Source organism: Pseudomonas sp. FW305-7 (assembly GCF_058786735.1).
This window is the reverse complement of sequence record NZ_JBYSZA010000003.1, coordinates 354,015-377,916: the sequence shown is the minus strand read 5'-3', so window position 1 is coordinate 377,916 and position 23,902 is coordinate 354,015. Positions and strand designations below refer to the sequence as shown.

The window sequence follows — 23,902 nt, the reverse complement described above, 5'->3', positions numbered from 1 at the left end:
GAAACGAACCGAAAGTTCGATGTTCACAAACACCGACAGCTGTCACATACCCAATTTGCTGAAGCGAGGCCATCTGGTCACGACTCAGTACCCGAATTTCTTGACGACCATAGAGCGTTGGAACCACCTGATCCCATCCCGAACTCAGCAGTGAAACGATGCATCGCCGATGGTAGTGTGGGGTTTCCCCATGTGAGAGTAGGTCATCGTCAAGATTAAATTCCGAAACCCCAATTGCGAAAGCAGTTGGGGTTTTGTTTTGCCCGCAGGAAAGTTCTTACAGCACTCATAGACGCCGTCCGGCTGTCATCATCTGCCGACAATGCTAAGGTTCTGACCTGGCTGTTTTTATTCTCCCAAGGAAGTCTTATGCCGGACGCCCAGTCCCTCAACGCTGCATTCATGGTGGTTCAGAGCAATAGCCTGGACGAACTGCGCAGCCTGGTGGTCAGCATAATGCGGCGCTATCCGTTGGCTCCCTTGGAGAACGAAATTGCCCTGGTGCAGAGCAATGGCATCGCGCAGTGGCTTAAATTGGCCTTGGCTGAAGATCCTGAGGAAAACGACCTCGGTGGTTGTGGTATCGCAGCGGCGATAGATGTTCAACTGCCCGGCAGTTTCATGTGGCAGCTCTACCGTATGGTTTTGGGCCGAGATGAAATTCCAGCCAAATCCCTGCTCGATAAAGCTCCGCTGACCTGGCGCCTCATGCGTCTGCTGCCTCAGGTCATCGACCGTCCGCATTTCGAACCATTGCAACGCTTCCTCACTCACGACACCGACTTGCGCAAGCGCTATCAGCTATCCGAGCGCCTGGCGGATCTATTCGACCAATATCAGGTGTATCGAGCCGACTGGCTTGAGGATTGGGCGGAAGGTCGGCATCAACTGCGCAATGTCAGAGGCGAAGTAAAGCCACTACCGCCCACCAGTTGCTGGCAGGCTGAACTCTGGCGCGCGCTCCTGGAGGATGTAGGTGCAAAAGGTATGGCGCAAAGCCGCGCCGGTGTACATCAGCGATTTATCGAGCGCATCGGTAGCATCGAGCACGCACCTACCGGGCTGCCTTCGCGAGTGATCGTCTTCGGGATTTCTTCGCTTCCGGCTCAAGTACTTGAAGCTTTGGCTGGCCTAGCCCGGTTCAGCCAGGTTTTGCTGTGTGTGCACAACCCATGTCGGCATCACTGGGCCGACATCGTTGCGGACAAGGATTTGCTGCGTCACCAATACAAGCGGCAATCGCGCAAGAGCGGCATGCCTGTCGTACTTGATCCCGAGACAATGCATCAACACGCCCACCCTCTATTGGCAGCATGGGGTAAGCAAGGCCGTGACTACATCAACCTGCTCGATAGCTATGACGACCCAAACAGCTATCGAGCGGCATTTCGCGATGGGCGTATCGACCTGTTCAGCGAAAATCAGCCACATAACCTGCTCAATCAACTCCAGGACGACATCCTCGAATTGCGCCCACTCGAGGAGACCCGCGAGCATTGGCCGGCCGTTGATCTGGCACACGACAATTCGATCCGTTTTCACATCGCTCACAGCGCTCAACGTGAGGTGGAGATTCTCCATGATCAGCTGTTGGCACGTTTCAGTGCCAATCCGGATCTACGCCCTCGCGACGTGATCGTGATGGTGCCGGACATCGACAGCTATGCGCCGCATATCCGCGCGGTGTTTGGTCAGCTTGATCGATATGATCCACGCTTTATTCCTTTCACATTGGCAGATCAGGGCCAACGTGGTCGTGATCCATTGCTGATTGCGGTTGAACACCTGCTCAAATTGCCGGACAGTCGTTTCCCTGTCAGTGAAATTCTCGACTTGCTCGACGTTCCCGCATTACGCGCTCGTTTCGGCATGGAGGAGCGTGACTTGCCGACGTTGCACCGCTGGATTGAAGGCGCTGGTGTGCGTTGGGGAATGAACGCCGAGCAGCGTGCCGGGCTAGGTCTGCCGGATGAACTGGAGCAGAACAGCTGGCATTTCGGCCTGCGACGAATGCTTCTTGGCTACGCTGTCGGCAGCTCGACTGACTGTGCGGGTATCGAGCCCTATGATGAAATCGGGGGACTGGATGCCGCATTGATCGGGCCGTTGGTGGCCCTGCTCGATGCTCTGGAACTCGCACATCAGGAACTCACCCGGCCGGCACAGCCCAAGGAGTGGGGGCATCGGCTGCAAGCGTTGATGCAGCTGTTCTTTAAAGCCAGTAACGAACACGACGATTACTTGCTGACCCAATTGGAAGAGCTTCGTGAAACCTGGCTGGAGACCTGCGAGGCTGTTGGCCTTGAGGATGAGTTGCCCCTGACTGTCGTTCGCGAGGCCTGGCTCGCGGGGCTGGATCAGGGCCGTTTGTCTCAACGCTTTCTTGCCGGCGCGGTGAACTTCTGCACGCTGATGCCTATGCGTGCCATTCCTTTCAAACTCGTTTGTTTGCTGGGGATGAACGACGGCGATTACCCCCGTGCACAACCGCCTCTCGATTTCGACCTGATGGGTAGCGACTATCGTCCGGGCGACCGTTCCCGGCGAGAGGATGATCGCTATCTGTTGCTCGAGGCGCTGCTTTCTGCACGTAATCAGCTCTATATCAGTTGGGTCGGTCGCAGCATTCGTGACAACAGCGAGAGACCTGCTTCGGTGCTGATCGGCCAGTTACGCGATCAACTCGCCAGTGGTTGGCGATTGATCGATGACAGTCAGGACTTGTTGAGCGCCATGACCGAAGAGCATCCACTGCAACCCTTCAGTGCCCGCTATTTCCATGAGGGAGATCAACTGTTCAGCTATGCCAGCGAGTGGCAGGTTCTGCATCAACCTCATGAGCTACGAAACGAGGCTGAGTTACTCGCCCCCTATGTACAAGAGGAACCGTTGAGCCTGGCTCTGTTGCAGGACTTTTTACGTAATCCGGTTCGGCATTTTTTCACCCAGAGACTCAAGGTCTACTTCGAAGCCGCCGATGCACCGCTAGCCGATGAAGAGCCTTTTGTACTCGACGCCCTGCAGCGATATACGCTCAGCGACAGCCTGCTGGAAGCAGCGCTCAGGCAGCCGGACAATGTCGAGCAAGCGCTCGAGGCGCAGGCGCGACGTCTGCAAAATAGCGGCCTGTTGCCAATGGCCGGATTCGGCGAGTGCCTGCAAAGGGAATTGATTGAGCCACTGCCGGACTTGCTACAACGCTATCAGCAACTATTGACGCTTTGGCCGACTCCGCTCGCCAGTGCCATCCCGATCAGTCTCGAGTTGCAGGGGTTGCGTCTTGAAGGATGGCTCTCGGGTTTGCATCAACGCGCCGACGGAGGCGTGTTGTCGGTCACGACCATTCCCAACAGCATCGGCTCGATCAAAAGCCGCAAATGGCATCGACTGATCAAACCCTGGGTCAATCATCTCGTGGCCTGCGCCAGCGGGCTCTCATTGACCACCGCATTGGTGGCCAGTGACGACACATTGCTGCTCGAGCCGATGGAACAAGACAGAGCCGTTCGGTTTCTTGGCGACCTTCTTCTCGCCTGGCTGGCTGGCATGCGTCAGCCTCTGCCGATCGCAGTGAAGACCGCTTTTGCCTGGTTATCTCAGACCGATCCGCTCAAAGCTGAAGCGGCTGCTCGCAAAGCCTACGAAGGTGACGGACAGACCAGTGAAGGCGAACGCCGCGAAAGTCCGGCGCTGTCCCGCCAATTTGCCGACTTCGCTGCATTACTCGCGGACGAAACATTTTCCGGCTGGTGCGATGCTCTTTATCGACCTCTGTTGGAAGCGCCCTGGCGCTCATTGTCCAATGAAGGGGGGCGCGCATGAGTACGAAGACACCCCTTGCGCTGGCATTCCCTCTGCGTGGCAGCCAGTTGATCGAAGCCAGCGCCGGCACCGGCAAAACCTTCACCATTTCTGCGCTCTACCTACGCCTGATTCTTGGCCATGGCGGCGAATCGAACGGGTTCGCCCGCGAACTGTTGCCGCCGCAAATTCTTGTGGTGACGTTCACCGACGCGGCAACCAAGGAGCTGCGTGAGCGGATTCGCACGCGTCTCGCCGAGGCCGCGCGATTCTTCCGCGATGAGACGCCAGCGCCTGACGGATTGATTGCCGAACTACGAGATCAATTCGATCCGCAGCAGTGGCCAGGTTGCGCCAATCGCCTGGACATCGCCGCACAGTGGATGGACGAGGCCGCGGTCTCCACCATCCACAGTTGGTGTCAGCGCATGTTGCGCGAACATGCTTTCGATAGCGGAAGTCTGTTTACCCAATCCCTCGAAACGGATCACAGCGATTTGCTCGGTGAAGTGCTGCGCGATTACTGGCGGCTGTTCTGTTACCCGATGCAGGGCGATGCGTTGAATTGGGTTCGCAGCAACTGGGGTGGACCTGCGGCGTTGCTGCCTCGGGTGCGAGGCTTGTTCGCCAGCGAGCGCGAGAGCGACGAAAGCAAGGCCCCGGCGGAGTTGATCGATGATTGTCTGCAAGAGCGGCGCGCTGCGTTGATCGAATTGAAAATGCCGTGGCGGCAGTGGGCTGATGAGTTGCTTGCGATTTGTCATCAAGGTGTTGCGAGTAAAAGCGTCGATGGTCGCAAGATGCAGGCACGCTACTTTGAGCCGTGGTTCGAAAAGCTCAAGAACTGGGCTGAAGACGAGTCCCTCGAACAACTGGACATCGGCACCGGATTCACTCGGCTGACGCCCGACGGAATGGCTGAAGCCTGGAAAGGCCAAGCCCCAACTCATCCGGGGCTGGACGCCATGCCGGGGCTCAAGTCGAGTCTCGATGCATTGCCAACCCCCGATGCTGCCGTACTGCAACACGCCGCCAAGTGGGTAGGTGCACGCTTCGAAGAAGAGAAACGCCGGCGTGCCGAGATGGGCTTCGACGACATGCTCTTGCGTCTGGATGCTGCGCTGCAGTCAGAGGGCGGCGAACGCCTTGCCACATTGATCCGCGAGCAATTCCCGGTTGCACTGATCGACGAGTTCCAGGACACCGACCCGGTGCAGTACCGGATCTTCGAAAGCATTTATCGCATCGAGGACAACAATCCGGACACCGGACTGTTTCTGATTGGCGACCCCAAACAGGCGATTTACGCGTTCCGTGGTGCAGACATCTATACCTACTTGCGTGCTCGCCAAGCCACCACCGGCCGACTGCATACCTTGGGCACCAACTTCCGTTCCAGCCATGGCATGGTGAAAGCGGTCAATCACGTGTTCGAGCGCGCCGAATCCCGTGAGCAGGGCCGCGGCGCGTTTTTGTTCCGGGAGAAGAACGGTGAAAACCCGGTACCGTTCCAGCCTGTCGAATCCCAAGGCCGTAAAGAAGAACTGCAGATTGCCGGGCAGGACGTCGCGGCGCTGAATGTCTGGCACTTGTCCACCGATCAGCCGCTGTCAGGCGCGGTCTATCGCCAGCAATTGGCGGCTGCATGTGCCAGCGAAATCACCGCGCTGCTCAATGGCGGCCAAAACGGTAGCGCTGGGTTTATTCAGCACGGCAAGGACTTCAAAGGCCTGCGACCTTCCGATATCGCAATCCTCGTTCGTGACGGAAAAGAAGCTCAGGCGGTGCGCGGTGAGCTCGCCAATCGCGGGGTCCGCAGCGTTTATCTGTCCGACAAGGATTCGGTTTTCGCAGCTCAGGAGGCACACGACTTGCTGTCCTGGCTCAAGGCTTGTGCCGAGCCGGATGTCGAGCGCTCCCTGAAAGCCGCGCTGGCCTGCATCACCCTGAATTTGCCACTGGCTGAGCTGGAGCGTCTGAACCAGGACGAACTGGTTTGGGAAACCCGCGTCATGCAGTTCCGTGGCTATCGTGAACTATGGCGCAAACAAGGTGTGCTGCCGATGCTGCGGCGCCTGCTGCATGACTTCCGCTTGCCGCAGACCTTGATCGCCCGCAGCGACGGCGAGCGGGTACTGACCAACCTTCTGCATCTGTCAGAGCTGATGCAACAAGCCGCTGCCGAACTGGACGGCGAGCAAGCGCTGATCCGTCATCTGGCGGAACTGCTGGCGTTGTCAGGTCAGGCCGGTGAAGAGCAGATTCTGCGTCTGGAAAGCGACGAGCAACTGGTCAAGGTCGTGACCATTCACAAATCCAAAGGCCTCGAATATCCACTGGTGTTCCTGCCCTTCATCTGTTCAGCAAAACCGGTGGATGGCAGCCGATTGCCGCTGCATTACCACGACGCTTCGGGCAAGGCCCAAGTGAGTCTGAAGCCCACCGCCGAACTGATTGCGCAAGCCGATGAAGAGCGTCTGGCCGAAGACTTGCGCCTGCTCTATGTCGCCCTGACCCGCGCCCAGCATGCTTGCTGGCTGGGGGTGACGGATCTCAAACGCGGCAATAACAACAGCTCGGTGCTGCACCTTTCTGCCCTTGGCTACTTGCTCGGCGGTGGCGCCTCTCTGGGTGAGTCCATCGCCCTTGATCGTTGGCTGCAAGACCTGCGACAAGATTGCCCTGCCATCAGTGTCGGTGAAATGCCGCAGCCCACCGACGAGCACTATCAGCCACCGCGTAATGACGCCATCCTCAGTGCCACTCTGCTGCCCAAGCGCAAGGCCAGCGAAAACTGGTGGATCGCGTCTTACAGTGCGCTGCGTATCAGCGACGTATTGAGTGTTGGCAGTGATGAAGCACCGGACAGTCCTCAAGCACAAAAGCTTTTCGATGACGAGCGACTCGATCCCGACGCGCCGCGAGAAATCATCACCGGTGGCGCCGACATCCATCGTTTTCCGCGTGGCCCCAATCCCGGAACGTTTCTCCATGGATTGCTTGAATGGGCGGGCGACGACGGTTTCGCTGTTACCCGTGAGGCATTGGAAGACGCGATTGCCCGGCGCTGTAATCTGCGCGGTTGGGAAGGCTGGATCATCACTCTAAGTGACTGGTTGCAGCATTTGCTCCAATTACCGCTGCCGATCGGTGACAGCCAGCCGCCGGTCATTCTGGAGCAACTGAAACAGTACCGGGTGGAGATGGAGTTCTGGTTCGCCAGCCACAAAGTCGACGTACTCAAACTCGATGAACTGGTGCGGCAATACACGCACAACGGCGTTGCTCGGGTAGCCGCAGAGCCGGTGCAGCTCAATGGCATGTTCAAAGGCTTCATCGACCTGACCTTCGAGCACGACGGCCGCTATTACGTGGCAGATTACAAATCCAACTGGCTGGGCATCGATGACCTGGCCTACACCGAGCAGGCCATGGAACAGTCGATCCTCGATAATCGCTACGACCTGCAATATGTGTTGTACCTGTTGGCGTTGCATCGCCAGCTCAAGGCACGATTGCCCGACTACGATTACGATCGGCATGTCGGTGGCGCGCTGTACCTGTTTCTGCGCGGCACCCGCGCAGCCAGTCGCGGTGCTTACTTTGTGCGACCTCCGCGCGAGTTGATCGAGCGTCTGGACCGGATGTTCCAGGGCAAACCTGAACCCAAGGCCGAGCCCTTGTGGGAACAGGGAGTCTTGTTATGAGCCGCACCCTGGACGATCTGCTGCCGACACCGCTGGCTGCCGACAGCCTGTCGACACTCGCGCCCCTGACCCGCGCCGATGATCTGCTGGTGCTGCTCACCCGTTGGGTCGAGCGTGGCTGGCTGCGTGCCCTGGACAAAGCATTCGTAGCATTCCTCCATGAGCTTGAGCCTGGTACTGATCCATTGGTGCTGCTCGCCGCCGCGCTCACCAGCCATCAACTCGGTCATGGGCATGTCTGCCTGGACCTGTTCGAAACCCTCAAGGCTCCGGATTTTGCCCTGTCGCTGCCGCCCGAAGGCGATGTGCTGGGCGGGGTGTTGCTGTTGCCCTCGCAATTGCTTGAGGCCCTCGACGGTGCGCATTGGTGCAAGGTTCTGGCGGCGAGCGCGTTGGTTGCATTGTCGGCTGACGGCAGTGATTCGGCGCAGCGACGGCCATTGGTGTTGTCCGGGAAGCGTCTGTACCTGAGACGCTACTGGGCCTATGAGCGCCGCATCGATCTCGCCTTGCGCCAGCGTCTCGCACAGCGCGAGGCGACCCCGGATGATCTGCCGCAGCGGTTGAATGAGTTGTTTGGCTCGGCGAAATCCGGCGATGTGATCGACTGGCAAAAACTCGCCTGTGCCATCGCCACGCGTGGCGCCTTCAGCATCGTCACGGGTGGCCCGGGCACCGGCAAAACCACGACGGTGGTGCGTTTGCTCGCGCTGCTTCAGGCGCCGGCGGTGGAGGCTGGCCATCCACTGCGCATTCGCCTGGCGGCGCCGACCGGCAAAGCCGCGGCGCGGTTGACCGAGTCCATCAGCCAGCAAGTGCAATCGCTGACAGTCACCGAAGACGTACGGGCGAAAATTCCCTGCGACGTGACCACCGTGCATCGTTTGCTCGGCAGTCGCCCTGGCACTCGACACTTTCGGCACCATGCCGGCAATCGCTTGCCTCTGGATGTGCTGGTGGTCGATGAAGCATCGATGATCGATCTGGAAATGATGGCGAATCTGCTCGACGCCTTGCCGCCCCACGCGCGTTTGGTATTGCTCGGTGACAAGGATCAACTGGCCTCCGTGGAGGCCGGTGCGGTACTGGGTGATCTGTGTCGCGACGCCGAGAGTGGATGGTACAACCCGAAGACCCGCCAGTGGCTGGAGTCGGTCAGCGGTGAAACCTTGCAGGGCAGCGGTTTGTGTGAAGACATCGACGACACTCATCCACTGGCGCAACAAGTGGTGATGTTGCGTCACTCACGGCGTTTCGGCGAGGGTAGCGGGATCGGCCAACTCGCGCGCCGGGTCAATCAGCAATTGCCGGATGAGGCGCGCCAGTTGCTGTCAGCGGGGCACTATGACGATGTGTATTCGTTGCCGCTCAAGGGCGAGCACGACCACAAGCTGGAGCGACTGTTGCTTGAGGGACATGGCGATGGCCCACAAGGTTATCGGCATTATCTGAGTGTGCTGCGCGATCAGCGCCCACCGCCCGGCCGGCCGCTCGAACATCCGGACTGGATCACGTGGGCCCGGGAAGTCCTGCAAGCGTTCGACACATTTCAGCTGTTGTGTGCGGTGCGCAAGGGGCCGTGGGGTGTGGAAGGTTTGAACCTGCGTATTACCGCCGCTTTGCTCAAGGCCCGACTGATCGACAATGACCAGCAATGGTACGAGGGCCGGCCGGTGCTGATGACGCGCAATGACTACGGCCTGGGTTTGATGAATGGCGATATCGGTATTGCCTTGAAGCTGCCTGAGCGCGAAGGACCCGATGCCGGCAAACCGGTGCTGCGTGTAGCTTTCCCGCGCAATGATGGCCGGGGCGGGGTGCGTTTCGTGTTGCCGAGTCGGCTCAACGATGTCGAAACCGTGTACGCCATGACGGTGCACAAATCCCAGGGCTCGGAATTTGCGCACACCGCGTTGATCCTTCCGGATGCCCTGAATCCAGTGCTGACCAAGGAGCTGATTTACACCGGCATCACCCGGGCCAAGCACTGGTTCACCCTGATCGAGCCGCGAGCTGGAGTGTTCGAAGAGGCCGTGCAACGCAAGGTTAAGCGCCTGAGCGGGTTGATGCTGGAACTGGAAGAGGGTGCTGAGCCCCGAGGGTGAAAAAATAAGCGATTGATGGCGATTATTGACTAGCCAGTCAGGAGTCACTGTCTCGCTGGTGATTCAGCGCTGTGCTATCGTTGCGGCATCATTTCGCTACGATCCAAGAGAATCCCTGCATGAAGGTGGCTGTCTGGGCGACAGAGCGCGTGTTTCGCTGCAAGCGCGCAGTGCTTGTCGGTCTGCTCTGTGCGCTGGCGGGCATGGCCGTCGCGCAGCCGCAACCGCCGCCGGGCATGGCTGAGCAACGCGCTCAAGCTGTCACCAAAGTTGTTCTGGGCATTCTCAGCTACGCGCGCTGGCCGGTGGAACCTGCGCAATTGCGCCTGTGTATCGTCGGTCCTACCGAGTACACCGACGATCTGGTCAAAGGCACGACCCAGGCCACCGGCCGACCCGTCACCGTGCGCCGCCTGCTGGCAGACAACCCGGTCATCGTCAGTGAGTGCGATGCGGTGTACATCGGCAAACTCACAGCGGATGAACGCAGCCGCCTGTTTACCTCGCTGATCGGCCATCCGGTGCTGAGCATTAGCGAGGGCGGTGATCAGTGCACGGTGGGCAGTCTGTTTTGCCTGCGGGTTGGCGACGATCAGGTGTCTTTTGAAGTCAATCTCGACTCCGTCGCCCGCAGTGGCGTACGCATTCACCCAAGCGTCCTGCAATTGTCGCGTCGCAAACCGGCGGCGCCATGAAACTGTTCGGTTCGAAAGTTCGCCCCACGCTGGGGTCGGTGATTGGTCGCGGCAACTTGATTGTGGCGCTGGTGGCCGTGACGATGGCCAGCGTCTCGCTGACCCTGCTGGGTGTTCTGGCGCTGCGGGTTTACGCCGATCACAACCTGCACCTGATTGCCCGCTCGATCAGTTACACCGTCGAAGCGGCCGTGGTGTTCAACGACAAGGCTGCCGCCACTGAGTCGCTGGCGCTGATTGCTTCTACTGAAGAAGTGGCGGACGTCCAGGTGCTGGACGCTCAAGGCCAGTTGCTCGCACGCTGGCAACGACCGGAAAACGGCTTTTTCTCCGGGTTGGAAATGCAGATCACCCGTGCCGTTCTGGAAAAGCCGATCGACCTGCCGATCCTGCATCAGGACCGTGAAATCGGGCGCGTTCTGCTGATGGGCCATGGTGGCAGCCTGATGAGCTTTCTGCTCAGTGGTCTGGCGGGGATTATCCTCTGTACCGCGATCAGCGCCTGGGTCGCGCTCTCTCTGGCTCGGCGCCAGTTGCGCGGCATCATTGGCCCGCTGCACAAACTCGCTGCCGTCGCCCATGCCGCGCGCAGCGAGCGAGCGCTGGATCGTCGCGTACCGCCGGCGCAGATCGCCGAACTCGACAATCTCGGCAACGACTTCAACGCCCTGCTCGACGAACTGGAGTCGTGGCAAACCCATCTGCAGAACGAAAACGAAACGCTCGCCCACCAGGCCAGTCACGACAGCCTGACCGGGCTGCCGAATCGCGCCTTTTTCGAGGGCCGATTGATCCGCGCCCTGCGCAACGCCAGCAAACTTCACGAGCGCGTGGCGGTGCTGTTTCTCGACAGTGATCGTTTCAAAGGCATCAACGATAACTTCGGCCACGCCGCCGGGGACGCGGTGCTGGTGGCAGTCGCTAACCGAGTGCGAGCCCAGTTGCGTGAGGAGGATCTGGTCGCGCGGCTCGGCGGTGACGAGTTCGCCGTGTTGCTGACCCCCTTGCACAAGATCGAAGACGCCGAGCGCATCGCCGACAAGATTCTCGCCAGCATGGACGTGCCCATCGCGCTGCCGGGGGACACCAGTGTCGTGACGTCGCTCAGTATCGGCATCGCCGTTTACCCCGATCATGGCGCCACGCCAGGTGCGTTGCTCGATGCCGCCGATGCGGCGATGTATCAAGCCAAGCGTTTGTCACGCGGCGCCCAATTCACGGCCGGGTCGGAGCACCCGGTCGATCCCGTTCAAACCAGGAGCTGATTCCCGTGTTCACACTGCCCATTCGAATTTTTTCCATCCTGCTGTTGATGGTCACACTGACCCTGACCGGTTGCCAGACTGCCCCGCAAAAAGGCCTGACTCCCGCGCAAATTGCCGTGCTCAAACAGCAAGGTTTTGAGTTGACCGACGAAGGCTGGGAGTTCGGCCTGTCGGGCAAAGTGCTGTTCGGCAGCGATGTCGAAAGCCTGAACAATCAAAGCACCGAGATCGTCGAGCGCATCGGCAAGGCGCTGCTCAATGTCGGCATCGAGCGAGTGCGGGTCGATGGCCACACTGATGCATCGGGCAAGGAAAGCTACAACCAGCAACTGTCCCTGCGCCGGGCCAAAAGCGTGGCCAAGGTGCTTGGCACGGTCGGCATGAAGCCAGAAAACATTCAGCTGCAAGGCCTCGGCAGCAAAGAGCCGGTGGCCTCCAACGACACGGCGGCTGGCCGCACGGAAAACCGCCGCGTCGCGATTGTGGTCAGCGCCGACTAGTCAGCAAACCGCATTTCTCGGGTCTGCCCCATCAGCAGGCCCTGATTGCGCTCGGTCACCTCCCGGATGTAATCCCACAACAGGGTGATGTGTGCGAGTCATGATTACGGCACGACATCTTTGTCTTTCAACGCAATTTCTACCACCTGCTCTGGCGATAGTCTCTGCGAGTAATTCATATCGCCAAAGTATTCGTCTGGCCAAAAAATCAAATCGGATACGCGTTCATTGGGTATGTTGATTGCCAGCATGTTCAACCAAAAATCGATGTCATGTTCGGCCCCATCGCACTCCATCACCCTTCGGGCCATTTCTATAAGCTCACACTTCGTAACCTCTGCCACGCGTCGTTCATACGGTGTTGCTAAGATCTTGCGAACCCATGTGTCATGGTCTTGGCCTCCATAAATGCCCTGAAAGTCGATGTGCTCAAGCTCGGTCATGGCCTCTCGATTGAACGCGGCCAACTGCTCCCGAGTTTGTTCGGGATGTCCGCAATCAATTTGTTCAGAAAGGTTCGTCAGCCGAGCGACCAAAGATTCATCCAGCATCGGCGGCATTAAATCAGGGCGAAGCTCCATACGTTCTCTCACAATCCATTCGTTAGTCTTTGAGTCCCGGCAAGCTCTGAGCGGTGCAGGTCAGCTCAAATTGCAGGTGAGCTGGAAGATACAACCCGGGTCGAAATTCGCCTGCCTGCTAAAACCTCAATGGCTGCGAGCTGTGCGAGGCTAAGGTTATAACCCTCATCTCCGCGTTGAGGTGAAGACCAGTTCATGATTTCAGCTAACAGAACATCACACCCATTCGGAAGGTCGATCTCAAAAGCTAAAAATTCGGTTTCTTTGTCAAAAGCTTCAACGGTGTATTTCACCGTTCGACCTCGCGAGTCTTATTTGCGTCTTTAGTTTGCTGTCCAGTCTCGGGATCAAACTCCCCGAGGTGCTTGCCGCGCTTGTTGTACATCTCAACAGCTCCATGTTGGCTATCCCACTCAAGAATACTGCCATCCCTGGTTTTCCACCGTTTACGCAGACCCCCGCCAAACGTTGCCATGTGCTCATGCACTTCTCTGGATGAGGGCTTCGATGCGCTCCAGGGTGTTACAAGTCGCGTACCAACCACTGTTACAAAAGGGCTGGAAAAGCTTGCTGGCCTCGTGACGATGCCGAAGCCTGATTCCTTGAAAGCCTGTCAGTCAGCAAACTGCATCTCCCGCGTCTGCCCCATCAGCAGACCCTGATTGCGCTCGGTCACCTCACGGATGTAATCCCACAACAGGGTGATCCGCTTCAACTTGCGCAGGTCCTCCCGGCAGTACATCCAGAACTGTCGGGTGATGTCGATTTCCTCGGGCAACACCGGCAGCAGGCGTGGATCCTGCGCGGCGAGGAAACACGGCAAAATCGCCAGTGAACGCCCCTGCTGCGCCGCGACGAACTGCGCGATCACACTGGTGCTGCGCAAATGCGCGTTGGCGCCGGGCAGCACATTCGCCAAGTAGAGCAGCTCCGAGCTGAACGCCAGGTCATCCACATAACTGATGAATTGATGCTTGCTCAAGTCGGCCGGGCGGCGGATTGGTGGGTGTTGGTCGAGGTAATCCTGGGTGGCGTAGAGCTGCAAGCGGTAATCGCAGAGTTTGCAGCAGACGTAGGGGCCATGTTCCGGCCGTTCCAGCGCAATGACGATGTCGGCCTCGCGTTTGGACAGGCTGATGAAGTGCGGCAGCGGCAGGATATCCACCGAGATTGCCGGGTAGGCGTCGACGAAATGGCTCAATTGCGGCGTGATGAAAAAACTGCCGAAGCCTTCGGTGCAACCCATGCGCACATGCCCGGATAACGCCACGCCGGAGCCGGAAACCTGTTCGCAGGCCATGTGCAACGTGCTTTCAATCGACTCGGCATAGCCGAGCAAACGCTGGCCTTCGGTGGTCAGCACGAAGCCGCTGGTCCGCGACTTCTCGAACAGCAAGGTGCCTAACGCCGCTTCCAGTGAACTGATCCGCCGCGACACCGTGGTGTAGTCGACGGCCAGTCGTTTGGCGGCTGTGCTGGCCTTGCGGGTGCGGGCGACTTCGAGGAAAAACTTGAGGTCGTCCCAGTTCAGCGAACCTAGAGAGGTGATGTTTTTTTGCATGATGGACGGGCTTATATGTGCGTTCTTATTAGAAGTTTGCACATCTATACTCCAAAAACAGTCCGACAACCAATTCGTGACACACGCCTCATTTCAAGGCGAACCTTTCGCCTTGGCTCCTACGATAAAAACAAGTTTCGGAGACCAGCATGAACGCATCGCTTACGCCCAACGAAACCACGGTCCAGAAGGTCAAGCTGCTGATCAATGGCGAGTGGGTCGAGTCGCAAACCACTGAATGGCACGACATCGTCAACCCGGCCACCCAGCAAGTGCTGGCGAAAGTCCCGTTTGCCACCGCTGCTGAAGTCGATGCTGCGGTAAGCGCTGCGCAGCACGCGTTTCAGACCTGGAAGCTGACCCCGATCGGCGCCCGCATGCGCATCATGCTCAAGCTGCAAGCGCTGATCCGCGAACACTCCAAGCGCATCGCCGTGGTGCTCAGCGCCGAGCAGGGCAAAACCATTGCCGACGCCGAGGGCGACATTTTCCGTGGCCTGGAAGTGGTCGAGCACGCCTGCTCCATTGGCACTCTGCAAATGGGCGAGTTCGCCGAAAACGTTGCCGGTGGCGTCGATACCTACACCCTGCGCCAGCCAATCGGCGTTTGCGCCGGCATCACGCCGTTCAACTTCCCGGCGATGATTCCGCTGTGGATGTTCCCGATGGCCATCGCCTGCGGCAACACCTTCGTATTGAAGCCTTCCGAACAGGATCCGCTGTCGACCATGCTGCTGGTGGAACTGGCGATCGAGGCTGGCGTCCCGGCGGGTGTGCTTAACGTGGTTCACGGTGGCAAAGACGTGGTTGATGGCCTGTGCACGCACAAGGACATCAAAGCCGTTTCGTTCGTCGGTTCGACCGCTGTTGGGACCCACGTCTACGACCTGGCCGGCAAGCACGGCAAGCGTGTGCAATCGATGATGGGCGCGAAGAACCACGCCGTGGTACTGCCAGACGCCAATCGCGAGCAAGCACTCAACGCCCTGGTCGGTGCTGGTTTCGGCGCGGCCGGGCAACGTTGCATGGCCACTTCGGTGGTGGTGCTGGTCGGGGCGGCGAAACAATGGCTGCCGGACCTGAAAGCGCTGGCACAGAAACTCAAGGTCAACGCCGGCAGCGAGCCGGGCACCGATGTCGGTCCTGTGATCTCGAAAAAGGCCAAGGCGCGGATTCTCGATCTGATCGAAAGCGGCATCAAGGAAGGCGCGAAGCTTGAACTGGACGGTCGCGACATCAAGGTGCCGGGCTACGAGCAGGGCAACTTCGTCGGCCCGACCCTGTTCTCGGGCGTGACCACCGACATGCAGATCTACACCCAGGAAATCTTCGGCCCGGTGCTGGTGGTGCTGGAAGTCGACACCCTCGATCAGGCCATCGCGCTGGTCAACGCCAACCCGTTCGGCAACGGCACAGGCCTGTTCACCCAGAGCGGTGCGGCAGCGCGTAAATTCCAGACTGAAATCGACGTTGGCCAGGTCGGGATCAACATTCCGATTCCAGTGCCGGTACCGTTCTTCAGCTTCACCGGTTCCCGTGGCTCGAAACTCGGCGACCTCGGTCCGTATGGCAAGCAAGTGGTGCAGTTCTATACGCAGACCAAAACGGTCACGGCGCGCTGGTTCGATGACGACAGCGTCAACGACGGCGTAAACACCACCATCAACCTGCGCTGAGGAACTGCCATGAAAATCGCATTTATCGGTCTGGGCAACATGGGCGCGCCGATGGCGCGCAACCTGATCAAGGCCGGCCATTCGCTCAATCTGGTTGATCTGAACAAAACCGTGCTGGCGGAATTGGAACAACTGGGCGGCACCATTCGTTCGTCGGCTCGCGAAGCTGCCGAGGACGCCGAACTGGTGATCACCATGCTCCCGGCCGCCGTGCATGTGCGCAGTGTCTGGCTCGGTGAAGACGGCGTACTCGCCGGCATCGGCAAAGGTGTGCCGGCAGTCGATTGCAGCACCATCGATCCGCAGACCGCACGCGATGTGGCTGCTGCGGCGGCGAAACAAGGCGTGGCCATGGCCGATGCGCCGGTCTCCGGCGGCACGGGCGGCGCCACCGCCGGGACACTGACCTTCATGGTCGGCGCCACCCCGGAACTGTTTGCCACCCTGCAACCGGTGCTGGCGCAAATGGGCCGCAATATCGTCCATTGCGGCGAAGTCGGCACCGGGCAAATTGCCAAGATCTGCAACAACCTGCTGCTGGCGATTTCGATGGTCGGTGTCAGTGAAGCGATGGCGCTGGGGGATGCGCTGGGGATCGACACCTCGGTGTTGGCCGGGATCATCAACAGCTCGACCGGGCGTTGCTGGAGTTCGGAAATGTACAACCCGTGGCCGGGCATCGTCGAAACGGCGCCGGCCTCGCGCGGTTATACCGGCGGCTTCGGTGCCGAGTTGATGCTCAAGGATCTGGGGCTGGCGACGGAAGCTGCACGTCAGGCGCACCAACCGGTGGTGCTCGGCGCGGTGGCGCAGCAGTTGTATCAGGCGATGAGTCAGCGTGGCGATGGCGGCAAGGATTTTTCGGCGATCATCAACAGCTATCGCAAGCCGCAGTAACTAGGGTCAGCAATACTTTTGTGGCAGCTGGGATTTTGTGGTGAGGGGATTTATCCCCGATCGGCTGCGCAGCAGTCGTAAACCCTGAGCCCGCGTTTTGACTGACACGATGAAGGGGGCCGCTTCGCGTCCCATCGGGGATAAATCCCCTCGCCACAGGTTCTCTATTCCCACAGATATCTGTGGGGTGTGCTGAACAAAATTGCAGTAGGTATTGCCGGGAAATCACGTCGGGTGATCTCCCGGCTTTTTTGCATTCAGGCAAACACGAAATACTTACGCACGGTCTCGACCACTTCCCACGTGCCTTTCATCCCCGGTTCAATCACGAAAATATCGCCGGCACGCAGGTGGATCGGCGCCATGCCATCCGGGGTGATCACGCAGTAGCCTTCCTGGAAATGGCAGTACTCCCACTTCACATATTCGACGCGCCATTTGCCCGGGGTGCAGATCCAGGTGCCCATGATCTTGCTGCCGTCTTCACTGGTGTAGGCGTTGAGGTTGACGGTGTGCGGGTCGCCCTCAAGTTTTTCCCATTTACAGGCATCGAGTACCGGTAGCGGGTGGGTGTCGCGCAGAACGGTGATAGGGGCGGTCGCGGTCATGGGGGCTCCGGGCAGTGGACTTGAGGAATGAAGTCGCACCGTATAGCGCCCGGGCTCGGGTCAGTTGTCTGTGCTCGACATCGAAGTGCCCAGAAACGCGCAAACCGCTTACAGATTTTCCAGCGGGCAAGTGACCCGGGCGTGCTCCAGGCTTGCTTCGAAGCCTTCCAGTTGCGCGTATTGGCGGATGAGCTCGGCCATACTGTTGTTGATTTCGCGCTTCTTCGCTTCGATGGCCTGTTGCGCCAGCGCCCAGGGCATAGCCTCGCCGTGATGGTTGGCGAAGATCGCCTGCAGCTCCTTGAGCCGAAACCCCATCTCTTTGGCGCATTTGATGAAAATCAGCAGTTCGACGCTTTGTTGATCGTAGAGGCGGTAGTTGCCTTGACGCCGGGGTTTGGGCAGCAAGCCGATCGACTCATAGTGACGGATGCTTTTGATGGTGGTGCCGGAGCGTTGCGCGGCTTGGCCGATGTACATAAAAGTCCTTTTTCAATGTGAAACAGCGCGGGGCATTATCGGCAGACTTACCGGCCGGCGATAGCCTGCGCCTGTTGCAACCAGGCTTGGCGTTGCTGATCGGTGGAGCCAAGCACCGGGCCGAACGTCAGCGTACGCACGGGTTTGATTCCGCAGAATGCGAGTGTTGTCTGGCGCACCTCATTCAGTCCGGGCATGCGGTAGACCCAGCGGTAATACCAGGGCGGCGTGTCCATGGTCACCAGCAAATCTGCGGTGCGGCCCTTCAGCAGTTTGTCCGGGAACGCTTTGCCTTTGCGGTATTTGAAAGCGAATCCCGGCAGCAGCACCCGATCAAAAAAACCTTTGAGCAGCGCCGGAATGCCGCCCCACCAGATCGGGTACACCAGCGTCAGATGTTCGGCCCAAAGGATGTCGGACTGTGCCGCACTCAAGTCGTTTTCCAGCGTCTGGATCTGTTGATAACCCTCGCGCAGCACCGGGTCGAAATCCATTTCGCCAAGCCGTAACTGACGTACTTCATGTCCGGCTTCTAGCGCTGATTGTGCATAGCGATCAGCGAGTGCGGCGCACAGGCTTGTCGCCGAAGGGTGGCCGAGAATCAGCAGAATGCGTTTGCCCATCGTCACTGTCCTTGCTGGAAAAAGCCAAGGATGAAGTCTGCCCCTTAGGGGAGAGTCAAGGCATGCAACAGTGCTTTGGCGTACCCCGGCAATGCGCTGAAATCTCTGGCACACAGCATCAACGTGCGACGGGCCCAAGGCTCATCAAGGGCTACGCTTTTGAAGGCGCGTGACGGCCCGCGTTCAACGGCGGCCAACGGCACAATGGCGAGCCCGGCGCTACGGCCGACCATGCGCATCACGCTGTCGAAGCCATCCGCTCGGATGCGAATCTGCATGCGTGATCCGCTATTCAGCGCCTGCTCTTCGAGATAGATCGCCAGTGCGCTGTCGGCGCTCAGTCCTACAAAGTCGTGGCGCAAGGCGTCGCTGAAACTGACTTCGGCGGCGTCGGACAATGGGTGGTCGAGCGGCAGAATCAGCACCAGTGGATCGTCGCGGAACGCTTGAGTCTGTAGGTCGCTGGTGTCGACCGCGTCAGACACAATCCCCAGATCCGCCGCACCCTGGCGCAAGGCGTGGGTGATACGTGCGCTGGGCAGCTCTTGCAGGTCTATGTCGAGATTGGGGTGGCTGCGCAAAAAGTCCGCGAGCACTTCCGGCAGGTATTCGGTGATCGCGGTGGTGTTGCACAGCAGGCGCACCTGACCTTTGACGCCTTGGGCGTAGTCCGCCAGATCCTGCTGCATGCGTTCGGTCTGCTGCAGGAGGATGCGCGCGTGGTGCGCCAGGGCCTTGCCGGCCGGTGTCGGGATGACGCCACGGCGGCCGCGCTGGAGAAAGTCGGTGCCCAGTGAGGCTTCCATCGCGCGGATTCTTGCGCTGGCGGCGGCGAGGGAGAGATGGCTGCGGGCAGCGCCGGCAGTGATGTTGCCGGTGTCGAGAATGTGCAGGTAGAGGCGCAGGTCGGTGAGGTCGAAGTGCATGGGCAGCCTCTGGTTTTGTGGTTTATGGATAGGCCCTATCGCTGGCAAGCCAGCTCCCACAGGGTTTTGTGTGGACTCAGGTTTTGCATCCAACCCATAAACCTGTGGGAGCTGGCTTGCCAGCGATGGGGCCAGTTGCCTCAATGAATTTCTTAGCCTCTTGCATTGGCAGAGGCTGCCTCAGTATATGGCAGATTTTCAACCCGACGCCTCAGGCGCACAGTAGCGCCATGAACGCACTCGCAGATTTCTACCAAAACCTCGGTCTGGGCCTGTCACTACTGGTCATCGCCACCTTCGTCATGGCCGGTCTGGTCAAAGGCGTCATCGGCCTCGGCCTGCCCACGGTCGCCATGGGGCTGCTGGGTCTGGCTATGGCACCGTCGCAGGCAGCGGCGCTGCTGATCATTCCGGCCACGCTGACCAATATCTGGCAACTGGCCTTCGGCGGTCATTTGAAAGGGCTGATCAAACGTCTCTGGCCGATGTTGCTGATGATCTTCCTCGGCACCGGCGTCGGTACGTTGTGGATCGGCATGGCGGGTGGACACTGGGTGGTGCGCGGACTGGGCGCGGCGCTGTTGCTCTACGCGTTGAGCGGATTATTCCTGCCGACGCTGCACGTTGAACCTCGCCATGAATCCTGGCTCGGTCCGGTCTGTGGCGTGATCACCGGCGTCATCACTTCAGCCACCGGCGTTTTCGTGATTCCCGCCGTGCCATACCTGCAAGCGCTGGGCTTGAACCGTGATGAACTGGTGCAGGCGCTCGGCCTGTCCTTCACCGTTTCGACGCTCGCGTTGGCCGGCGGTTTGCTCTGGCGCGGCGCGCTCGGTGGCGGCGAATTGAGCGCCTCGTTGCTGGCGCTGATTCCGGCAGTGCTCGGCATGTTGCTCGGCCAATGGCTGCGTCAGAGGATCAGCGCGGCGCTGTTCAAGCGCGTGTTCTTCATCGGCATGGGCGCGCTCGGCGCCCACCTGCTGATCAGCGGTTAGCCGACGACGCGCTGAGCATGTCGATCCGGCGGATATCAAAATCGCGCTCCAGATACTCCATGCGCTGTTCGAAGAATTGCTTCATGTGCGGCAGATTCGAGTGCACATCCAGATGCGCCTGGCTTTCCCAGATCTCGTAGAAGATGAACAGCGACGGATCTTGCTGGTCGCGCAGCATGTGGTATTCGATGCAACCGGGCTCGGCGCGGCTAGGTTCGACGTAGGCGCGGAACAGCGCCTCGAAAGCCTCGGCTTTTTCCGGGCGAGTCTTGGCGTGCAGGATGAAACCGTGGCGTTCACTCATCGATAAAACTCCTCAAGTTCAGATGGCGACCAATCCTACGGCAACAATCAGGACTCGATTCGTGCGTTTTGCTCAAATGTATTTTGCGCAACCGCCGCTTATTCCGCGCGAGACACAACGTTAATCTGCCGCCATTCAACTTTCCCATCTCTATCCAGCCCAGTGGCTGCGCCGAGGCTTTGCCATGAAAAAAGTTTTGTTGCTCAACGGCGGTAAAAAATTCGCCCACTCCGACGGTCGCTATAACACCACCCTGCACGAAGCCGCACTGAGCGTGCTGGATCGTGGCGGTGTCGACGTGAAAACCACGTTCATCGACGAGGGTTACGACGTTGCTGAAGAAGTGGCGAAATTTCTCTGGGCCGACGTGATCATTTATCAAATGCCGGGCTGGTGGATGGGTGCGCCGTGGACGGTGAAAAAGTACCTCGACGAAGTCTTCACCGAAGGCCACGGCAGCCTCTACGCCAGCGATGGCCGCACCCGTTCCGACGCGTCGCAGAAGTACGGCAGCGGCGGGCTGATTCAGGGCAAGCAATACATGCTGTCGCTGACGTGGAACGCGCCGCAGCAGGCGTTTGATGACCCGACTGATTTCTTCGAAGCCAAAGGCGTGGACGCGGTGTATTTTCCGTTTCACAAGGCCAACGAATTTTTGGGCATGACGGCTTTGCCGACGTTCCTGTGCGTTGATGTGATGAAGCGTCCGAACATTGAGAACGATGTGGCGCGGTATGAGCAGCATCTGAAAGAGGTGTTCGCTCTCAAGGCTTGAGGTGCTTTCCTCTGGCAAATGGATTTATCTGTGGTGAGGGGATTTATCCCCGATGGGTCGCACAGCGGCCCCGCTCTTGATCCTGAAAAAGAAGGGGCCTGCTGCGCAGTCCATCGGGGATAAATCCCCTCGCCACAAAGGTGTTCTCTCTCCACAATGGATTTGTGCCGACGATCAATTAAGGGACACCCGTGAAAGCCAGATCCGATGAGTTGCAGATTTTCGTCTGCGTGATCGAATGCGGTTCGATTTCCGCCGCTGCCGAACAGGTCGGGCAGACGCCGTCAGCGGTCAGCCGCACCCTGTCGCGGCTGGAAGCCAAGCTCGACACCACGCTGATCAACCGCACCACGCGGCGCATGGATCTGACCGAAGAGGGCAAGTATTTCTTCGAGCAGGCCAAGCTGATCCTCGATCAGATGGACCAACTCGAAGAGCGTCTGTCCTCCCGTCAACAAACCCCGTCCGGACGCTTGCGGATCAACGCCGCCTCGCCGTTCATGCTCCACGCCGTCGTCCCCTACATCGACGAGTTCCGCCGTCTCTACCCGGACATCCAGCTCGAACTCAACAGCAATGACCTGATCATTGACCTGCTGGAACAAAGCACCGACGTCGCCATCCGCATCGGCACCCTCGCCGATTCCACGCTGCATGCGCGTTCACTCGGTTGCAGTCCGCTGCTGATCGTCGCCAGCCCCGCGTATCTGGAAAAGCACGGCGCGCCGCTGCAAGTGGCGGATCTCAGCGAGCACACCTTGCTCGGCTTCACCCAGAACGAAGGCCTCAACCAGTGGCCGCTGCGTTACGTGCACGGTGATCGCTGGCCGATCACTCCGGCCATCAGCGCTTCCAGTGGCGAGACCGTGCGCCATCTGGCGTTGGAGGGGCAGGGCATCGCCTGCCTGTCGCACTTCATGACCATCGATGACATCCGCGCCGGACGTTTGAAGGTGCTACTGGGCGAATTCAACAGCGGTTATCGCCAGCCGATCAACGCGGTGTACTACCGTAACTCGCAACTGGCGCTGCGCATTCAGTGCTTCCTCGACTTCATCCAAAGCAAACTCGCCGCTTACGCCAGCGCTGATTTCAAGGGTTGATTCGTGACCTCTGCGCAACAGTGATTTGGGTGAGGGCGGGTTTTTCCGCAAGGGTCACAGGCCGATACTCGCCCCATCACTTATTCACGCAGGGAGTTTCTCCATGAACGTATTCGTCACCGGCGCTGCCGGTTTTATCGGCGGTTCGATCGCCACCGGTCTGGTCCGGGCCGGGCATAAAGTCACCGGTCTGGTGCGCAGCGCAGAACAAGCCGATGAGCTGAAAGCACTGGGCATCACCCCGGTGATCGGCACCCTCGACGACAAAGCATTGCTCGCCGAACACGCCCGTGCCGCCGACGCCGTGATCAATGCAGCCAGCAGCGACCATCGCGGCGCGGTCGAGGCCTTGCTCGACGCCTTGCGCGGTTCCGACAAAGTATTCCTGCACACCAGCGGTTCGAGCATCGTCGGCGATGCGTCGGGCGGCAAATCCAGCGACGTCATCTACCACGAAGACAACCTGCCGGAACCGACCGTCGACAAAGCCGCCCGTGTGGCCATCGACAACCTGATCCTCGCCGCCGCAAAGGATGGCGTGAACTCCGCTGTCATCTGTAACACCCTGATTTACGGCCACAGCCTGGGCGTCAATCGCGACAGCGTGCAGTTGCCACGTCTGCTCAAACAGGCACGCAAAAGCGGCGTGGTCCGCCACGTCGGCACTGGCCAGAACATCTGGTCCAACGTGCACATCGAAGACGTCGTCGCCCTGTACCTGCTGGCGCTGAGCAAAAACGTACCGGGTACTTTCTACTTCGTTGAAAGTGGTGAAGCGTCGTTTATCGACATGACCACCGCCATGGCCGAAGCGCTGAACCTGGGCCAGCGACAAGACTGGCCACTGAAAGACGCCGAAGCCGAATGGGGCTTTGAGATGGCCAACTACGGCCTCGGCTCCAACAGCCGCGTGCGCGGTAAACACGCCCGCGAACTGCTGGGCTGGGCACCGAAGCGTACGTCGGTGGTTGAATGGATTCGTAACGAAATGGTGTGAGTCGTACACCACGCGTGTAAACGCCACCTAACCTGTGGGAGCTGGCTTGCCAGCGATAGCGTTTGACCAGTCAGCACCTATGTTGAATGTGCCGCCGCCATCGCTGGCAAGCCAGCTCCCACAGGTTTGCGCATTCTGTCTGAACGAATGCGATCAAAACTGTGGGAGCGAGCCTGCTCGCGAAAGCGGTGCTTCAGTCGATAGAGATGTTGAATGCGAGACCGTCTTCGCGAGCAGGCTCGCTCCCACATAGGTTTCTCATTTGCCAGGAAACTTATGAAAATCCCGCCCCGCGATTTTCAT

At 59.2% G+C, this 23,902-nt stretch carries 20 protein-coding genes, 1 rRNA gene and 2 pseudogenes; 13 read left to right on the top strand and 10 right to left on the bottom strand.

The annotated features are described in order from the left end of the window. The first annotated feature begins 99 nt into the window (after positions 1-99). From rrf to yfiB, 7 genes are all read left to right on the top strand, one after another. Positions 100-215 (top strand): 5S ribosomal RNA (gene rrf / locus AC3WMT_RS07015). Positions 216-369: 154 nt separating this feature from the next. Continuing rightward, positions 370-3,822 (top strand): exodeoxyribonuclease V subunit gamma, encoded by a 3,453-nt coding sequence (recC, locus tag AC3WMT_RS07010; protein WP_103303279.1) that lies wholly within the window; start codon positions 370-372, stop codon positions 3,820-3,822. Next, positions 3,819-7,508, top strand: a complete 3,690-nt coding sequence (gene recB / locus AC3WMT_RS07005; protein ID WP_103303278.1) for an exodeoxyribonuclease V subunit beta — start codon at positions 3,819-3,821, stop codon at positions 7,506-7,508. Before recC ends, recB begins: the two co-directional genes overlap by 4 nt. Beyond that, the gene (gene recD, locus AC3WMT_RS07000; RefSeq protein ID WP_103303277.1) at positions 7,505-9,613 is read left to right on the top strand and encodes an exodeoxyribonuclease V subunit alpha; all 2,109 of its coding nucleotides are present in this window, start codon (positions 7,505-7,507) and stop codon (positions 9,611-9,613) included. Before recB ends, recD begins: the two co-directional genes overlap by 4 nt. Positions 9,614-9,732: 119 nt before the next feature. After that, positions 9,733-10,308: a regulatory sequestration protein YfiR gene (yfiR, locus tag AC3WMT_RS06995; RefSeq protein ID WP_103303276.1), complete on the top strand. Its 576-nt coding sequence runs from the start codon at positions 9,733-9,735 to the stop codon at positions 10,306-10,308. Next, a complete protein-coding gene (gene dgcN, locus AC3WMT_RS06990) occupies positions 10,305-11,573 on the top strand; it encodes a diguanylate cyclase DgcN/YfiN (RefSeq protein ID WP_103303275.1) in 1,269 nt (422 codons plus the stop codon). The genes yfiR and dgcN overlap by 4 nt, the downstream gene beginning before the upstream one ends. 5 nt (positions 11,574-11,578) lie before the next feature. Then, positions 11,579-12,073, top strand: a complete 495-nt coding sequence (yfiB, locus tag AC3WMT_RS06985; RefSeq protein WP_103303274.1) for an outer membrane lipoprotein YfiB — start codon at positions 11,579-11,581, stop codon at positions 12,071-12,073. Here yfiB and AC3WMT_RS06980 read toward each other — a convergent pair. The 5 genes and pseudogenes from AC3WMT_RS06980 to AC3WMT_RS06960 all read right to left on the bottom strand — a co-directional run. Then, a pseudogene (locus AC3WMT_RS06980) lies at positions 12,070-12,171 on the bottom strand (LysR family transcriptional regulator); the annotation flags it as partial. The gene yfiB and the pseudogene AC3WMT_RS06980 overlap by 4 nt on opposite strands. A 6-nt stretch (positions 12,172-12,177) precedes the next feature. Continuing rightward, entirely contained in the window at positions 12,178-12,654 is a 477-nt protein-coding gene (locus AC3WMT_RS06975; protein WP_103303273.1) for a bacteriocin immunity protein, read from the bottom strand. Between the two features lie 65 nt (positions 12,655-12,719). Further along, positions 12,720-12,947, bottom strand: coding sequence for a DUF7683 domain-containing protein (locus AC3WMT_RS06970; protein ID WP_349306218.1), 228 nt, complete (start codon positions 12,945-12,947; stop codon positions 12,720-12,722). After that, a pseudogene (locus AC3WMT_RS06965) lies at positions 12,944-13,117 on the bottom strand (colicin E3/pyocin S6 family cytotoxin); the annotation flags it as partial. The pseudogene AC3WMT_RS06965 and the gene AC3WMT_RS06970, both read right to left, overlap by 4 nt. Positions 13,118-13,267: 150 nt before the next feature. After that, entirely contained in the window at positions 13,268-14,215 is a 948-nt protein-coding gene (locus tag AC3WMT_RS06960) for a LysR family transcriptional regulator (RefSeq protein WP_103303272.1), read from the bottom strand. Between the two features lie 149 nt (positions 14,216-14,364). On the opposite strand from AC3WMT_RS06960, the gene AC3WMT_RS06955 reads away from it, so the two are divergent. Together AC3WMT_RS06955 and mmsB are read left to right on the top strand one after the other, a co-directional pair. Next, positions 14,365-15,891, top strand: coding sequence for a CoA-acylating methylmalonate-semialdehyde dehydrogenase (locus AC3WMT_RS06955; RefSeq protein WP_103303271.1), 1,527 nt, complete (start codon positions 14,365-14,367; stop codon positions 15,889-15,891). A gap of 9 nt (positions 15,892-15,900) precedes the next feature. Continuing rightward, a complete protein-coding gene (gene mmsB, locus AC3WMT_RS06950; RefSeq protein ID WP_103303270.1) occupies positions 15,901-16,788 on the top strand; it encodes a 3-hydroxyisobutyrate dehydrogenase in 888 nt (295 codons plus the stop codon). Between the two features lie 257 nt (positions 16,789-17,045). Here the strand turns inward: mmsB and AC3WMT_RS06945 are convergent, their stop codons facing one another. From AC3WMT_RS06945 to AC3WMT_RS06930, 4 genes are all read right to left on the bottom strand, one after another. Then, positions 17,046-17,396, bottom strand: coding sequence for a cupin domain-containing protein (locus tag AC3WMT_RS06945; RefSeq protein WP_103303269.1), 351 nt, complete (start codon positions 17,394-17,396; stop codon positions 17,046-17,048). Positions 17,397-17,504: 108 nt separating this feature from the next. Then, positions 17,505-17,876, bottom strand: a complete 372-nt coding sequence (locus AC3WMT_RS06940; RefSeq protein WP_103303268.1) for a MerR family transcriptional regulator — start codon at positions 17,874-17,876, stop codon at positions 17,505-17,507. 47 nt (positions 17,877-17,923) lie between these two features. Further along, positions 17,924-18,499 carry an NAD(P)H-dependent oxidoreductase gene (locus AC3WMT_RS06935; protein ID WP_103303267.1) on the bottom strand — a complete coding sequence of 192 codons (576 nt, stop codon included), beginning with the start codon at positions 18,497-18,499 and terminating at the stop codon, positions 17,924-17,926. 44 nt (positions 18,500-18,543) lie between these two features. Next, a complete protein-coding gene (locus AC3WMT_RS06930; protein ID WP_103303266.1) occupies positions 18,544-19,425 on the bottom strand; it encodes a LysR family transcriptional regulator in 882 nt (293 codons plus the stop codon). Positions 19,426-19,655: 230 nt separating this feature from the next. Between AC3WMT_RS06930 and AC3WMT_RS06925 the strand changes: the two genes are divergently transcribed. Further along, a complete protein-coding gene (locus AC3WMT_RS06925) occupies positions 19,656-20,420 on the top strand; it encodes a sulfite exporter TauE/SafE family protein (protein WP_103303265.1) in 765 nt (254 codons plus the stop codon). Here the strand turns inward: AC3WMT_RS06925 and AC3WMT_RS06920 are convergent. Next, a complete protein-coding gene (locus tag AC3WMT_RS06920) occupies positions 20,410-20,724 on the bottom strand; it encodes a putative quinol monooxygenase (protein WP_103303264.1) in 315 nt (104 codons plus the stop codon). The genes AC3WMT_RS06925 and AC3WMT_RS06920 overlap by 11 nt on opposite strands. Before the next feature lie 184 nt (positions 20,725-20,908). Between AC3WMT_RS06920 and mdaB the strand changes: the two genes are divergently transcribed. The 3 genes from mdaB (at position 20,909) to AC3WMT_RS06905 (ending at position 23,599) form a co-directional block, all read left to right on the top strand. Continuing rightward, complete coding sequence (gene mdaB, locus AC3WMT_RS06915) at positions 20,909-21,499, top strand: NADPH:quinone oxidoreductase MdaB (protein ID WP_103303263.1); 591 nt, start codon at positions 20,909-20,911, stop codon at positions 21,497-21,499. A 191-nt stretch (positions 21,500-21,690) separates the two neighbouring features. Beyond that, positions 21,691-22,602 (top strand): LysR family transcriptional regulator, encoded by a 912-nt coding sequence (locus AC3WMT_RS06910; RefSeq protein WP_103303262.1) that lies wholly within the window; start codon positions 21,691-21,693, stop codon positions 22,600-22,602. A 103-nt stretch (positions 22,603-22,705) separates the two neighbouring features. After that, positions 22,706-23,599: an NAD-dependent epimerase/dehydratase family protein gene (locus AC3WMT_RS06905; protein ID WP_103303261.1), complete on the top strand. Its 894-nt coding sequence runs from the start codon at positions 22,706-22,708 to the stop codon at positions 23,597-23,599. The last annotated feature ends 303 nt before the right edge of the window (positions 23,600-23,902 follow it).